The organism is Candidatus Nitrosopumilus sp. (assembly GCF_029882185.1).
In the GTDB taxonomy this organism is placed as follows: domain Archaea; phylum Thermoproteota; class Nitrososphaeria; order Nitrososphaerales; family Nitrosopumilaceae; genus Nitrosopumilus.
Window position 1 is genome coordinate 62858 of record NZ_JAOULD010000004.1, and the last position, 14797, is coordinate 77654.

Annotated in this window: 19 protein-coding genes; 10 read left to right on the forward strand and 9 right to left on the reverse strand. The window is 33.2% G+C overall.

What is annotated here, in order from left to right; translation table 11 throughout:
- The first annotated feature begins 111 nt into the window (after positions 1–111).
- Entirely contained in the window at positions 112–609 is a 498-nt protein-coding gene (locus tag OEW78_RS02420; RefSeq protein ID WP_366523019.1) for a 30S ribosomal protein S11, read from the forward strand.
- Here the strand turns inward: OEW78_RS02420 and OEW78_RS02425 are convergent.
- The 3 genes from OEW78_RS02425 to OEW78_RS02435 are packed head-to-tail and all read right to left on the reverse strand — an operon-like array spanning position 606 to position 2778.
- A complete protein-coding gene (locus OEW78_RS02425) occupies positions 606–917 on the reverse strand; it encodes a hypothetical protein (protein WP_300323524.1) in 312 nt (103 codons plus the stop codon). The genes OEW78_RS02420 and OEW78_RS02425 overlap by 4 nt on opposite strands.
- Complete coding sequence (locus OEW78_RS02430) at positions 917–1333, reverse strand: DNA-binding protein (RefSeq protein WP_300323527.1); 417 nt, start codon at positions 1331–1333, stop codon at positions 917–919. Before OEW78_RS02430 ends, OEW78_RS02425 begins: the two co-directional genes overlap by 1 nt.
- On the reverse strand, positions 1330–2778 hold the full coding sequence (locus OEW78_RS02435) for an RtcB family protein (protein WP_300323530.1): 1449 nt from the start codon (positions 2776–2778) through the stop codon (positions 1330–1332). Before OEW78_RS02435 ends, OEW78_RS02430 begins: the two co-directional genes overlap by 4 nt.
- 143 nt (positions 2779–2921) lie before the next feature.
- Here OEW78_RS02435 and OEW78_RS02440 point away from each other — a divergent pair, with 143 nt between their 5' ends.
- Positions 2922–3122 (forward strand): hypothetical protein, encoded by a 201-nt coding sequence (locus OEW78_RS02440; protein ID WP_300323533.1) that lies wholly within the window; start codon positions 2922–2924, stop codon positions 3120–3122.
- A gap of 131 nt (positions 3123–3253) precedes the next feature.
- On the opposite strand, the gene OEW78_RS02445 is transcribed toward OEW78_RS02440, so the two are convergent.
- Positions 3254–3796: a hypothetical protein gene (locus OEW78_RS02445; RefSeq protein WP_300323536.1), complete on the reverse strand. Its 543-nt coding sequence runs from the start codon at positions 3794–3796 to the stop codon at positions 3254–3256.
- A gap of 156 nt (positions 3797–3952) precedes the next feature.
- Positions 3953–4378: a universal stress protein gene (locus OEW78_RS02450; RefSeq protein ID WP_300323538.1), complete on the reverse strand. Its 426-nt coding sequence runs from the start codon at positions 4376–4378 to the stop codon at positions 3953–3955.
- 115 nt (positions 4379–4493) lie between these two features.
- On the opposite strand from OEW78_RS02450, the gene OEW78_RS02455 reads away from it, so the two are divergent.
- The 3 genes from OEW78_RS02455 to purB all read left to right on the forward strand — a co-directional run bounded on the left by OEW78_RS02455 (position 4494) and on the right by purB (position 6706).
- The gene (locus OEW78_RS02455; protein WP_300323541.1) at positions 4494–4955 is read left to right on the forward strand and encodes a CBS domain-containing protein; all 462 of its coding nucleotides are present in this window, start codon (positions 4494–4496) and stop codon (positions 4953–4955) included.
- A gap of 5 nt (positions 4956–4960) precedes the next feature.
- Entirely contained in the window at positions 4961–5182 is a 222-nt protein-coding gene (locus tag OEW78_RS02460; RefSeq protein WP_300323544.1) for a hypothetical protein, read from the forward strand.
- A 162-nt stretch (positions 5183–5344) separates the two neighbouring features.
- Positions 5345–6706, forward strand: coding sequence for an adenylosuccinate lyase (purB, locus tag OEW78_RS02465; RefSeq protein WP_300323547.1), 1362 nt, complete (start codon positions 5345–5347; stop codon positions 6704–6706).
- Here the strand turns inward: purB and OEW78_RS02470 are convergent.
- Entirely contained in the window at positions 6699–7454 is a 756-nt protein-coding gene (locus tag OEW78_RS02470) for an asparagine synthase C-terminal domain-containing protein (protein ID WP_366523014.1), read from the reverse strand. The two genes, purB and OEW78_RS02470, sit on opposite strands and share 8 nt — an antisense overlap.
- Before the next feature lie 68 nt (positions 7455–7522).
- Here OEW78_RS02470 and OEW78_RS02475 point away from each other — a divergent pair, with 68 nt between their 5' ends.
- From OEW78_RS02475 to OEW78_RS02490, 4 genes are all read left to right on the forward strand, one after another.
- Positions 7523–7801 (forward strand): 4a-hydroxytetrahydrobiopterin dehydratase, encoded by a 279-nt coding sequence (locus OEW78_RS02475; RefSeq protein ID WP_300323576.1) that lies wholly within the window; start codon positions 7523–7525, stop codon positions 7799–7801.
- A 68-nt stretch (positions 7802–7869) separates the two neighbouring features.
- Positions 7870–8685, forward strand: coding sequence for a 6-carboxytetrahydropterin synthase (locus OEW78_RS02480; RefSeq protein WP_300323553.1), 816 nt, complete (start codon positions 7870–7872; stop codon positions 8683–8685).
- Between the two features lie 7 nt (positions 8686–8692).
- Positions 8693–11008 (forward strand): valine--tRNA ligase, encoded by a 2316-nt coding sequence (locus OEW78_RS02485; RefSeq protein ID WP_300323556.1) that lies wholly within the window; start codon positions 8693–8695, stop codon positions 11006–11008.
- 231 nt (positions 11009–11239) lie between these two features.
- Positions 11240–11452, forward strand: coding sequence for a hypothetical protein (locus tag OEW78_RS02490; protein WP_300323558.1), 213 nt, complete (start codon positions 11240–11242; stop codon positions 11450–11452).
- Positions 11453–11538: 86 nt separating this feature from the next.
- Here the strand turns inward: OEW78_RS02490 and OEW78_RS02495 are convergent, their stop codons facing one another.
- From OEW78_RS02495 to OEW78_RS02505, 3 genes are read right to left on the reverse strand one after another with little or no spacing between them, the layout of a single operon-like run.
- Positions 11539–12951, reverse strand: coding sequence for a circularly permuted type 2 ATP-grasp protein (locus OEW78_RS02495; protein WP_300323560.1), 1413 nt, complete (start codon positions 12949–12951; stop codon positions 11539–11541).
- A gap of 5 nt (positions 12952–12956) precedes the next feature.
- Positions 12957–13451, reverse strand: coding sequence for an alpha-E domain-containing protein (locus OEW78_RS02500; protein ID WP_300323562.1), 495 nt, complete (start codon positions 13449–13451; stop codon positions 12957–12959).
- Between the two features lie 49 nt (positions 13452–13500).
- Positions 13501–14334 (reverse strand): transglutaminase family protein, encoded by an 834-nt coding sequence (locus tag OEW78_RS02505; RefSeq protein WP_300323564.1) that lies wholly within the window; start codon positions 14332–14334, stop codon positions 13501–13503.
- Between the two features lie 262 nt (positions 14335–14596).
- Between OEW78_RS02505 and OEW78_RS02510 the strand changes: the two genes are divergently transcribed.
- Positions 14597–14743, forward strand: coding sequence for a hypothetical protein (locus tag OEW78_RS02510; protein ID WP_300323567.1), 147 nt, complete (start codon positions 14597–14599; stop codon positions 14741–14743).
- The last annotated feature ends 54 nt before the right edge of the window (positions 14744–14797 follow it).

Genomic DNA, 14797 nt, shown 5'->3' on the forward strand with positions numbered 1-14797 from the left:
CAAAAAGAGGAGGTGTTGTATATGAAGTCATTATTTTACAGCCAAGTGGCTCAAAATAAGGCAAGTTTTGAAAATCAATGTATTTTAAACCCTTTAAGGCGTGAATATTCATTGTCAGAAATCGAAGCTGAGGTAGAAGTTGAGGAAACTGAAGCAGTAGTTGAGGAAGAATCACAAACTATTGAAGAATCAAAGCCTCGACCAGAAGCAAAGAAAGAAGAAGAACCTGAAAAATGGGGAATTGCCCATATATACAGTAGTTATAATAATACAATTATTCACATGACCGACCTTACAGGTGGTGAAACAGTTTCCATCAGTTCTGGTGGAATTCATGTTAATGCAGATAGATACGAATCATCACCATTTGCTGCAATGAAAGCTGCAAATGCAGTAATCGAATCTGCAAAAACTAAAGGATTTACAGGATTCCATATCAGAGTTCGTGCTGTTGGTGGAGTCGGTTCCAGAGTACCTGGTCCAGGTGCACAAGCTGCAATTAGAGCATTAGCAAGAGGCGGATTCAAAATTGGAAGAATTGATGATGTAACACCTATTCCTCATGATACCACCAGAAAGAAAGGTGGAAAAAGAGGAAGAAGAGTCTAGTCAGATATTTTTATTTTAACTTCACAGCCTTTAGAAATAAAATAATCTGCAATAAATTTTGCAAATTTTTCTGCTTGATCATTTGCTTGATATTTTATTATCATGTCAGAAAATTTTTCTTCTATACCATTTCGTAAATTTGGTTTAAAAGCCATTTTAAAAAATGTCCACCCAAACTTTGATGAAGGTTCGCTTAGAGCATATCCGTTGTAATCACCTACAAGAGTTTCCATATGAGACATTGCTTTTTTAATTAAAAACAAATCATCGTCATAATTTTTTGTTCGTATTTCTAAAACAAGATCCATTACTCATCACCATCATTAGATGGTTGATTACTAAGTTTATCACTTAAAGATACAAACTTTCCATCCTGTTCGATATTGATTTTTGTTGCCATCCTTACATTCAGTCCAACTGATCTAAACAATGTCAGTAGTTTTCCTCCATCAATACTTTCATTAATTTCACCAGTTTTTATCAATTCAGATAATTTTTCTACAATCATTTTAGTTTCATTTGGAAATTGAGATTCGGCATTTTCTAAAACTTCTAAACCTCTAAACCCAAGTATTTTGATTAAAGAATCTCGAGGACTTTCAGAGACTGTTTTTTTCTGTGGTTCTGAATTAGATGAAACTTCTTTTTTTGTAGAAATGTTTTTCTGCATTTCAGCAAGTCGTTTTGCCTTTAATCTTTCAAGTTCAGAATCTTCTTCGCTCAACCTTTTATCACACCAATAGGCACTAATTTTGCAACTTTTGTGGCAATACCCAGATTATGAGATACATTGACTACAGCATCAACATCTTTGTAAGCTTGAGGAGTTTCTTCCACAACTCCATCTCGGGTTAATGCTTTGATAAATATGCCCTTCTCATTGAGGGATTTTTTTACATCATTCTCAGAATAATTCTTTCTAGCTTTAGATCTGGACATGGTTCTGCCTGCACCGTGAGCAGTAGAACCAAAACTCAAATTCATGGAATTTGGCTGTCCAAGTAGAATCCAGCTTGCTGTTCCCATAGAACCTGGAACCAATACAGGCTGGCCTAAATCTCGATATTTTGATGGGATTTCATTACGATTTGCAGGAAATGCTCGTGTTGCTCCCTTTCTGTGAACAACTAGATTACGATCTTTTCCATCAACTTTGTGTTTTTCTACTTTGGCAATATTATGTGCAACATCATAAACTAATTTCATATCAAGATCAGATTCAGATTGATTAAACACACGTTGAAATGAATTTCTAGTCCAGTGAGTCAGCATTTGTCTATTACTCCATGCAAAATTTAATGCTGAAAACATTGCTTTTCTATAAGATTCTCCTTCTTCAGAATTATTTGGAACACATGCAAGTTCTCGATCTGGTAAAGCAATATTGTATTTTTCCATTGCTTGTTCAGATACTCTAAGATAATCACTACATACTTGATGACCAAATCCTCTAGAACCACAATGAATTAAAGTTGTAATGGTTCCTACTTCAATCCCCATTCTCTTTGCTGCTTCCTCGTCATGTATCTCTGTAACTTTTTGTACTTCAAGAAAATGATTTCCAGAACCTAAACTGCCAAGTTGTGGAGCCCCTCTTTTTCTTGCTTTATCAGAAACTTTGTTTGGATCAGCGTTTTGAATCTGTCCATTTTCTTCACAAACATCAGCATCATGAGATGAGCCATAACCATGATCAATTGCCCAATTGACTCCTTTTACTAAAACTTCATCTAGTTCTGAATGAGTTAATTTTACGGCACCTTTAGATCCAACACCAGATGGAATAGAGCTAAAAAGATCAGTGACGAGTTCTTTTAGTTTTGAACGGACTAGATCTTCTGTTAAATTTGAACGAAGTAATCTAACTCCACAGTTAATATCATATCCTACACCGCCAGGACTAATCATTCCTTCTTCTGCATCCATAGCTGCCACTCCACCAACAGGAAAACCATAACCTTCGTGTCCATCAGGTAAAACAACACTATGACCAACTATACCAGGAATAGAAGCCACATTTCGTGCCTGCATGATTGTTCTATCAGACAACATTTTTTGCATCAATGCTTCATCAGCATAAATCCTCACAGGAACTTTCATTCCAAGGTTTGAATCAGCATCAATTTGATACTGATTTTCTCCAATTTTTCTTGGTTCAGCCGAAGACATGAGTATCGGTAAAAATTCCTTTCAATCCAATTTAAATCATCAGAAGAATCATGAAATAAAACAAAAAGTTTTCATAAAAAAGATAGTTACCAAATATGAAATTGATGATCTAATTTATCTATGATTAGACTGTTTCATTATTTGTGGTAAGAAAACAATTAACAGAAGAAGAAATTGAAAAACAAAAAGAAGAACAGAAAATAAGAGCAAAAGCTTCTCGCGCTGCTAGAAGAAGTGGAAAAAGCATGAAAACTGAAGGTAAAGTAAGTAAATCATCAGCAAAAACAAAAGAAGCCAGATCATCTAAAAAAATTGCAGCAGTTAAGAAACAAACTAGAAGTTAAATGCAATATTTTAGCAGATGAATTTTTAATTTATTTATTCATAATCAGATTCTAACGCATTAGAGTTCGTTTGTACATTTTTCTACTCATAAAAATAATGAATATGCCTATTCCAATTTCAACTAGTGCAATCAATAATGTTGCAGAGAAAACATCATCATCACCGTCGTCAATACATTATCTGAGCTATTTGTCAATTCTTGAATTTCACTTCCGGTGTATTCAAATCCAAATGAATTCATTCCAATAATTGTGTCAATGTATGACATTGTTGTTGTATCTATAGGTCCAAGATCTACAAGCATTGGAATTCCAGCACTTCCAATTCCACCTAGACTGCTCATGACACCGGTCATTAGTAAATAAGATACGGAAGAAACAAAAATTATTGCAAAGGCAATCAAGAAAATTCCAAAGAACAAAGGGAAAAGGCAAACTATTTTTGTTTTAGTTTGGTAAGATTTTTCTTTTTTAAATTTCAACGTTTTTGATTTGCTTTTTTTTGGTTTGTCTTTAACACTAGTATTTTTAACATCTGTTGTTTCTTTGACATCTGTTGTTTCTTCTATAATCTCAGGAATCACATGTCTACTTTTCTTCCAATTGCATTGAGAACAATAGCTAAGATCATCTGAAAGAGGAGCCTTGCATCTTTGACATTGTTGAGTTCTCATAATACCAATCTCAAAATTATCTTACATCAATGCCAGTATGTAATATTGTTTAATTACTGATAGTTGAGACTAAATATGAAAAATTGCTCTCAAAATTGGAGTATTCAAATTTTCTGTCTTTTGGACAGACAAAATTTCATTTCTAATTTAATCAGATTATTTCGCAATAAGCACAGGTTTTTTGGATTTATGAAGTACATAGTTCGATGTACTTCCTAAGAAAAATTCTTTTGCTGCACCCATACCTCTAGAACCAATTACGATCAGATCAAAGTTTTGTTTATCTGCAATTTCAACAATTCTCTTTCCATCATCTCCATAGGAAACTCTATCAAAGAACAAAATTCCTTTTTGTGCAGCTTTTGTCTTTGCTTTTTTCATAATTTTTTGTGCATGCCCCAACAAAATTTTCTCTAAGGGAGTAATAGGATCATTTGTTTTAGGTTTTACAATTCCTGCCACATAAAGACCAGTGATGGCAGCATTTGATTCTCTTGCCATTTGAATTGCAACATCTAATCCCCTAAAGGAGTTAGAAGAACCATCTAAAGGTACGAGTATTTTTTTAATTTGAAGCGCCATAATATATCCTACCAGTTGTTTAATTTAAAGCCGATTGATGTTATCTTTGATGATTTTCAGTTTTGATATTCTAGAAGACTATAAAATATAGAATCAGTCATAATAAATCAGTAAAATGACAGATGCAAAAACAATCACTATTGGTGATGTGATGACAAAATCGGTGATTTCTGTTGATGCAACATTAACGATAAATGAAACTGCAAAGATGATGGAAGACGGAAAAGTCGGCGCAGTAATTGTGATGGAAAACAACATACCAGTAGGAATTGTCACAGATAGAGACTTTTCAATAAAAGTGGCAGCCCATGCATATCAAATTACGGAACCTGTAAAACAAATCATGTCATCTCCACTATTCTCAATCAACTCAGATGAACCAGTAAGAGATGCAGCAGATTTGATGCATGAAAGAAAAATAAGAAAATTACCAGTCATCGATAATGGAAAAGTAGTAGGAATAATCACTGCAACGGATATTGTTAACCTGTTAGCAGTATCTGTAGAAGAAGATATGAGAGACATGTATTTTCACTCTGTGGCAAAAATTTATACAAATTATAGTCCATATAATTAGAAATCATGGTATTACCAATTCTTGTTCTAGTAGCAATCCCCGTATTTCTTGGAATTGTCTATATGCCACCATTTGATATGCCTGTAGAAGAAGAACCAAAAGAAATTCCAGATGCTCCTGATGTAAGTATTTTATATTATATTTTAATGGTGATTTGGACATTGTATCTGATTAAAATTCTTCTTCAAGTGAAAAGAAAAACTTTCAAGGTAACACAAAGGTATTGAAATGAATACTGCACCCTATTGGAGAAAGAAAGTTTGCTCAGATTGTAAACGTATGAAATGTCAAAAAGGCTGTCTTTGTGATTGTCATGAACTAAGAGACCGAGTAGATTAAGTTCAGATTTGATGAGTAGATTTATTTTCGATGTATAAAGACCAAAAATATTGGCAATTCTACCTATTGATAACGGTCGTTACGGCACAAAAGAAATGATGGATATTTTCAGTGAACAAAAGAAAGTAGATTATCAATTAGAAATTGAAGGAGCTGCAGCCATCTCCCAAAGTGAAATAGGAATGATATCAAAAAGTATTGGAAAAGAAATCCACAGAGCTGCAACATCTGGAAAAATTACTGCAAAAAGAATCAAGCAGTTAGAAGCAAAAAGTGATCATGACACTGCAGCATTGGTAGAATCACTTAGTGAAAAATGTAGTAAAAATGCAAGACCTTGGATTCATTATGGTCTTACAAGTAATGATTTAGTAGATACCAGTAATTCAATGCAAATGAGGGATGCATTACAGATCATTGAGCCCAAAGTTGCAAAGATAGCATCAATCCTTGCAAGCAAAGCAGTAAAGCATGCAAAAATCCCAGCAGTTGGCAGAACACATGGTCAGCATGCAAGTATCATTTCATTTGGATTAAAGTTTGCAAATTGGGCTGCAGAAATGGCAAAACATGTAGAACGAATTGAAGAGATTAAGAAAAGAATTTTGATTTGCAAGACATTAGGTGTTGTTGGTACAGGCTCACTCATGGGTGCAAGATCACTTGAAGTACAAAAAAGAGCTGCAAAGCGATTAAAACTATTTCCAGCAGAGGTAACAACACAAGTTGTACCTAGAGAGAGATACGCTGAATATGTATTTGAATTGGCATTAATTGGTGCAACCTTAGAAAAAATTGCCATAGAGATTAGGAATTTGCAAAGAACCGAAATTGGTGAAGTTGCAGAACAATTCAAAAAAGGTCAGATGGGAAGTAGTGCAGTCCCAGTAAAAAGAAATCCAATTAAGAGCGAACGAGTATCATCATTATCTAAACTTGTAAGGAGTCAAGTTGCAGTTGCATTTGAAAATATTCCATTGTGGCATGAACGAGATCTTTCAAATTCAGCCAATGAAAGATTTGTAATTCCAACTGTGTCCATTCTAGTTGATGAGATGCTAGAAACTATGACTAGAATTATTTCTAATTTGATGGTAAATGAAAAAAGAATTGTAGATAATCTTTACATCACAAAGGGACAAATCTTTGCAGAGTTTGTTTTAGAAGCATTAATCAAAAAAGGTATTCCAAGATTTGTTGCATATAGAGACGTTCAAAGAGTTGCATTTGAAGCAAATGATAAGGGAATATTTTACAAGGATGCTATCAAAAATGATAAAGCATTCTCCTCAAAACTAACAGAGAAAGAAATCGATGCAATTTTCTCACCAGAAAAACACCTTGGTGCGTCACCTGTAATTATTAGTAATGTAGAGAAATCAGTAAAGAAAACAGTTCAGAAATTCATCTAGTTTTTAGCAAAGCCTTGTGAATTTTAGAGCCATACTGTAATGCTTTTTTCCGTTTTGTGCAAGAGAGTTCAGGGACACCTATTTCGCTGGCTAATTTTCGAATAATGTGTTTGCGATATAGATCCTCAGAGTCATGAATTTTTTCAGACATTGGAACCGTTTTTGCATACTCGATGAATTTTGGTGACAGAAGGGGCTGAAGAATTTTTACACCGAATTCAGATGTAATTAGATTGACTGCCTTCATCATTTTAAGTTCGTTATCTAATTTGGCAAGCATTAATTCATTGATTTGAGACTCTCCTCCAGAGAATGCTTCTCTGTATGCATTATATCCACAAAACAATTCATCAATCCCATTTGCAGTTATTACTGTGTCTAGATCTAAAGAGTTTGCAAGTTTTGAGACGTAATGAAATGCAATACAATTCTCATTCCAAGACAAATTATCAGTTTTTATTTTTTGGTTGATTTTCAAAGAAACATTTGGAAAAGTATCTGGATCAATTTCTAGAACATGATGTTGATATTTTAGAAATTCATTAACATGTTTTGCAAACAAGATATCATGGGATTCAGAAAAACCGATTGTTAATAATGTCACATCAAATCCCATGTCTGAACAAATTTTTGAAATTAATGTACTGTCAACTCCTCCGGAAAAAGCAATTCCTATTTTATTTACTTTGACAGTTTCAGAAATAGAGTTTTTGATATGTTCAAATAGTTTTTTGTTCATTTCGTTCATATCTACATCTCATATCCCACAAAGGGTAATGAATCAATCTTTTAATTTAACATTAAATGTAATACAACATAATGTGTTTATCACAACTAGACATCAAGGAAGAGCTAAAAAACCTTCCAGGATGGAATCTCATTAATGAAAAACTACACAAAGAATTTGAATTTGATAGTTTTAATCAAGCATTTGGCTTTATGACCAGAGCAGCGATGGAGATAGAAAAAATGAATCATCATCCAGAGTGGTTTAATGTGTATAATAGAATCATAGTAGAATTGACAACTCATGATGCAGGAGGAATTACAAAAAATGATATCAATCTGGCCAAAATTTTAAATTCTTTAGCATAGAAATGTTGAAGAATTTCAGGCTCGTCCATTACAGAATTTATATTATATCTATAGTCAGATGACTTCACATGGCTACAAGTCCTATAATTTTAGATTCAGATTTTAGATATATCGATAAAAAGGGAAATTTACTTAAAACTAGAACAGAGCTAACAGTAGCACAGATGCTCACATTCCTCGAACAAGATTATGAATACAATCACAAAGTCACACTAAAGAATGGAATTGATGTGAGAGTTGATTTCAAAACAGAAAAAGGATTGATCGAAGTAATTGACACAGATGAAGATATTGAAAAATACAAGCAGATCAAAGAAGACTTTCCTGAAAATAAGATAATGGCCATAGGGCATGCAAAATATGTTGCACAGATTAAAGAATTACAGGATATTGTATTTTATGATAAAACACCACAAACAGGTTCCATATTTCTAGAAGATGCTTCATTCTCATTTGATTATGCGCATATACTTCCATTAGTCGAAAAATGCTCCATCTTACATGGACATACATCTTCTGTAATGGTAGAATTGGTGGGACAAATGAAAGATAATCTTCTTTTAGATTTTGGTGAGGCTAAAAAAATTATCAAAGAAGTCGTAAATGTATTTGATCATAAATTTTTCATTAATAGAAAATATTTACAAAAAGAAGATGATTCACATTATCATATTCAATTTGAAGGGCCTAAAGGAATGTTTGATTTACAAGTTCCTAAAAATACCACATATCTACTAGAAGGAGAAGCTACAGTTGAAAATCTTTCAAGTGAAATTATCAAATTACTAGTACCAAAAATGCCATCAAATGTTGAAGCAGTAGGTGTTTACATCTATGAGGGTTATAACAAAGGATCTCATATTATTTCAAACATTGAAAGATAATTAAGAAATGGAACCCAAAATCTCAGAAAAAGCATGGAATCCAGAATTAGAGAAGAAAATTCTTCGTCAATGGGAAGAAGAAAAAATTTATGATTTTACACCTCAAGAAGATAACTATACAATAGATACACCTCCTCCATATCCTTCAGGCAGACCATGGCACATTGGTGCAGCAGCCCATTACTCACAAATTGACATGATTGCACGTACTGCAAGAATGGCAGGGAAAAACGTCTATTTTCCAATAGGAATCGATAGAAACGGACTTCCAGTAGAGCTATACACTGAGAAAAAACACAAAATCAGAATGAGGGAAACAGAAAGGGGAGAATTTCTAAATCTGTGCAGAGAAGCGCTAGACGATTTGGAGGCAGAAATGATTCTAATTATGAAGAGTCTGGGAATCAGTGGAGATTTTGCACACTATTACAGAACAGATTCAAAAGAATATAGAGCACTTACACAATCAACATTTATCGAATTATGGAAAAAGGGACAAGTCTATCTAGCAAATAGACCAAATAATTACGATTGGGTGTCAGGTACAACAATTGCTGATGCAGAAATCATGTATGAAGACTTGGCTACAAAACTAGTGTATATGAAATTCAGAATCAAAGATACAGACAAAGAGATCATCATTGCAAGTACAAGGCCAGAGTTACTTTGTGCATGTAGAACAATCATTGTAAATCCAGATGATGAAAGATATTCAGAATATATCGGGAATAAGATAATTGTTCCAATCACTAATGCAGAAGTAGAATTAAGAACACATCATTCTGCTCAACAAGAGTTTGGGTCAGGTGCTGTTATGGTATGTAGTTATGGTGATCAAAATGATGTAGCATTATTTAGAGAATTGGAATTAGAAGAGATTGTTGCAATTGGATTAGATGGAAGAATGACTGAAGTTGCAGGAGAATATGCAGGACTAAAACCAAAACAAGCTAGAACAAAAATCATAGAAGATTTAGAGACGGGAGGATTATTAGATAAAGTTGAAGATATTGTTCACAGAACACCAGTATCAGAGAGAAGTAAAACTCCAATTGAAATCATTCCAATGGAGGAATATTATCTAAAACAAAAAGATGCAGTTGAGAAAATCAAAAAACTAGGTCAAGAAATTACATTTCATCCATCAATGCACAAGCAAATTCTTATGAATTGGCTTGAATCTATCAATATCGACTGGCCAATATCCAGAAGAAGATACTATGGTACTGAGATTCCCATATGGTACTGCAAAGACTGCTCAGAACCCCATGTTCCAGAGCCTGGAAAATACTACAGACCTTGGGAGGAAAAATGTCCAATCAGTAATTGCACTAAATGCAATTCCACTGAATTTGTAGGAGAGGAAAGAACTTTTGATACATGGATGGATTCCAGTGTATCTCCACTTTTCATTAGTAAATTCAACAGAGATGATGAATTTTTCAACAAAGTATACCCTGCATCAATTAGACCTCAAGCAAAAGACATTGTTAGAACATGGTTATACTATACACTTCTTAGATGTGAGCAACTAACTGGAGAAAAACCATGGTCTGAAGCTTGGATAATGGGATATGGTCTTGATGAAAAAGGAATGAAAATGAGTAAGAGTAAAGGTAATGCAATAGATCCTTTACCTGTAATTGAAAAATTAGGTGCAGACACTTTTAGGTTTTGGAGTGCTAGTGAAATCAATCACGGATATGATTTCAGATGTAACGAGCAAAAAATTGAATCAACAAAAAAATTCCTCAGTAAATTATGGAATGTGTCAAGATTTTTGTCGAGTTTTCCAGTAATTGAATCAGGAAAACTTTCAGCATCTGATGAATGGATTTTAGCAGAATTAGACAAATTAGTCAAAGAATGCAAAAAAGGATATGATGTATACAACTTTTTCATTCCAGCAATTGCAATTAGAGAATTTACATGGAATGTATTTGCTGCTCATTATATTGAAATGGTTAAAGCACGTGCATATGGAATTGAATTTTCTGATGAAGAAAGAGATGGTGCAATTTTTACACTTCATAAAACATTGTCAACAATTTTGAAATTATTAGCACCAATCGCTCCATTTATCACAGAACATCTTTGGAAAGAATTGTATTCAAAAGACAGTATTCACAAAGAAAAACAAGTCATCCCAGAAAATAAAGAAGATAAGAGTAACATCACAAAAGAGATTTCAGAATTTAATTCCAAAGTATGGAATGAGAAAAAATCTCATAACCTCTCATTGAAAGATTCAATCAAAATAGACATTCCAGAAAGTTTATCAGAATTCAAAAAAGATTTGAAATCTATGCATAATTTAGAATAAATTATTCATAAATTAATAGATGTGATTATTCAAACCCAGGGAGATTCATCCATCATTTCGAGGTTAGAAATGGACGCATTTAGACATGAGAGAGAAATTATATGTATGTGGAAATTTGATTAAAATCAATAATAGACATTTGATTCGAGTATTTTAGATAAAATTATGAAATTTTACGCATAACAATAAAATCGTACTTTTTATAATCTAATTTTATCATAGGTAAATGAATTGAAAATCATAATAAAAAACGGAGAATCGATCAAAGTATACCGTGATGCGAGTGACGTATCTGTTTTTCCAAAAAGCAGACTAGTTAGAACATTTAATGAAGATGGTTCTTTGATAGACGAATTCAAACTTGTCGATAAAAAAATCACGTTAGATGATGATCTTGATAAGGATCAAACTGAAATTGTCGTAACTTTATATGTTAGAAAATAAGAATCCAGTAAGATCATATTTTGGTTTAGAAGAATTCAGTCACCATTTTAGGAATAAACTGTAAAGATGTAGAAATTAGATGAAAATCATAAATTAACAATCCAAGTATCTTTTACTCCTCCACCTGAAGAGTTGTTTGTAATTCTGCCATGTCGTGCATATCTTGATAATCCTCCAGCTGGAACCATAGGACCTTCTTTTGTATAATATGAGAAAACTCTAAGATCAACATAAGAATCACGCATAATTAATGGACTAAAAGACTCTCTAGTTACAGTAGTGGAAAAATCCAGGGTTTCCTGTAAAAGATAATCATCAGGTTTTTCAGTAATCTCTTTTTTGATTTTTTCAATCAATGGACCTCGTTTTGATTTTGGATGATCACGAGGTATTACAGTTCCCATACCTCCATATCCGCCCCTTTCTTTTACAACAAGGTTTTCAATATTTAAAATTGCATTTTCTAATTCTTCTGGAATTGTAGGATTGTATGATTTTGGTTGTTCTAAAATTGGGTCTTCAGACAGATAGTGTCTTATTAGTTCTGGAACGTATGAATATACTAGTTTATCATCTGCAACCCCAGTTCCAGGAGAGTTTACCAATGCAACCTTTCCATCAAGATATGCCTTTGTTAATCCCGGAACAAACTCATCTATATCTTCTACACGTCTATAAATTACGTCTACTTGTATTTCTCCTTCTCCTGGAACTCTTACAGCAATATGTCCAGACTTTGTTACATAAAGATCTCCAGCTTCTACTAAAGGAATATTCATTAGTTTTGAGAGATACATATGTTCAAAATATGCAGAGCCGGATGGACCATCTGTAAGCAACACCATAAAGGGGTTTTTGACCCATGATGAATCTTTCATTGTCTCAAGCAAAGATTTCCATGGTTTGAATGGTTCAATCTTGTATCCTTTTTTTAGAGCATTAAGATAACGATCACTCATTTCACGAATCTTTAGAGGATATGTTACTCCACTTGGAACCCTAAGATTATCTTCAATGACATAAAATGTCACTCCATTGTAAAGAAGATCAGCACCATAAACTTGAATAAAGATATCATTTTTTGGCAAATGCCCAATTAACTCGGGATTAAAATATTCAGAGCCAAAAATCAGATCATCTGGGATGATGGTTTTTTGCTCAGTGTAGACGTCTTTTAAAAACAAATTGAGTGCATTTGCTCTCTGTTTTATGCCATCTTCTATAATCTGAAATTTCTTTCTGTCGATAATTCTCGGTACAAAATCCATTGGAACTGCATTATATTCATTTGGGTTGACATTGTATGTGAATCCCTCTAAATAGGCAGTTAAATCTGCAGACATTGCCTTTTCTCGTAATCGGAGTAATTTGGGATTTTGAATGTTTTTGAAAAATTGTCTATATTCTTCTCTGATAATTAAACTACTATCTACTGCTTCATTGAAACTATTTGTTTTTGAGAAATCTAGTGCTTTTGATGGTAGAGAATCTACATGCATTATAATCACTGTTGTTGATGACGAGTTTGTTGTCGCATTTTTTCTTCTGAAATTTTTGGTGGGGCAATCTCTTCATTAATCACTCGTCCAAAATTATTAATTGCAGCAATAATGTCATTTGCGTGTTTTATTACCTCATCAATTTCATTTAATCGAGGTCGTTCTTCAACTGCAATTACCAAAATATTTGATTCTCTAACCAGTCTTTCAATTCCTAAACCAATTGCATTAGTTCTCATATGTCGTACAGAATAAAGTATGCTTGATGGAATATCTCCATGTAGAATATCCTCAATAAACTTTTCATGTTTAGTAAATTCAATTCCAAGACTATCTGCAAGAGCCATTAATGGTTCTTCACTCTTTAATTGTTTAAGAGAATATAGAGAACTAAGCAATGCTCGAGAAACACTATCTACTCGTTCTACATATCTTCCTAACCAATATACCTTGTAAAGATTGCTTGGAAGAATCAAATTTTTTTTGTTAATATGACTCAAGATGCTTTTATTATTTTTTGCACTATTAAAACTGTCATATAATATGACTTTATTTTTGAATAATTGTTGGAATCACATTTAACTGTGTTAAACTATGTGAACTGTCAGATTCAAAATAACCTGTAATTGGTGCAACATCATTGTAATCTCTACCATGTCCGTATTTTACGTAATAGTACTCCAAATCAAAGACCCTATTATGAGTAGGATCCGATGGCACCCACCCGACGCCGGGCCAATATGCTTCCACCCATGCATGAGTTGCTCCAGGTGTGTCAACTAAAACACCGCTAACGTATCGTGCTGGAATTCCTAAAGAACGTAAAAATCCAATTAAAATGTGAGATTTGTCTTGACATACACCTTTACCTGAAGCAAGAGATTCACGTGCTTTGGTGTCTACTGATGTAGATGTGGGAGCATATTCTATTTTTGTTGTAACCCATTCAGTAAGAGTAATCAGTGCTTCACGGATGGTTTTTACATGTTCCAAAATGTTAGGAGCTCTTAATCTAATTAATTCTGGATTAATCAGAGTTGAAGGATTGAGATACATACGAATATCAGAAGAGAAAAGTGATTTGTCCAAGGGTAATGGCAAATCAGATACTTCATTAATTGATACTTTGTATGGATTTGTCTCGACTGTAGATATGACTTTGAAATAGGTTTCAAGGTGGGTTTCAGTTATTTTGACTCGAGCATTTTTGTTTCCAAATCTATCTTTATAGTAAATAATTTTTCCATCTGGTTTTATAGACACTTTTTCATCCATTGGTTTTTGCCAAAATTCTGTTGAAGGAAAAACTCGTAAAATATTATCATTTACAGTTACTTGATTATCATAGGAATACATTACATCATATTCTATTGAAACGAGCATAGCCACTAACACCCATCTACGTATTTAAACTAGGAATTCATTAGAAAGCAGTTTTGCTTATAAAAAATTCAATTCTTTTGCAGGAAGTATTATTGTAAACATGATCAATTTTACATGCAAAAAATGCGGAGTAAGGCTTAGTGGACAAATTATTTGTCATAGGACACTAAAATGTTGGGATAAAATAAAACCATCAAGAAAAAATAGACTATGATTTCATGTTCATACAAGAGATTAAATATCAAATAGAGGAATTATGGTAATGCCTCTACTAACTGAACGCCGTCCAGAGAATATCAGTTCTGACGACATATGTCCAGTTTGTAATAGACCAAAAAAAATACATACGATTACAGAAATTCAAGCATGTTCTAAAAAATTAAGAGATATTGAAAAATCTGGAAGATAGTATACGTAGAGTATTTTAAATCCACAAATGCTTAAATTTAATTTTTAGTATCTT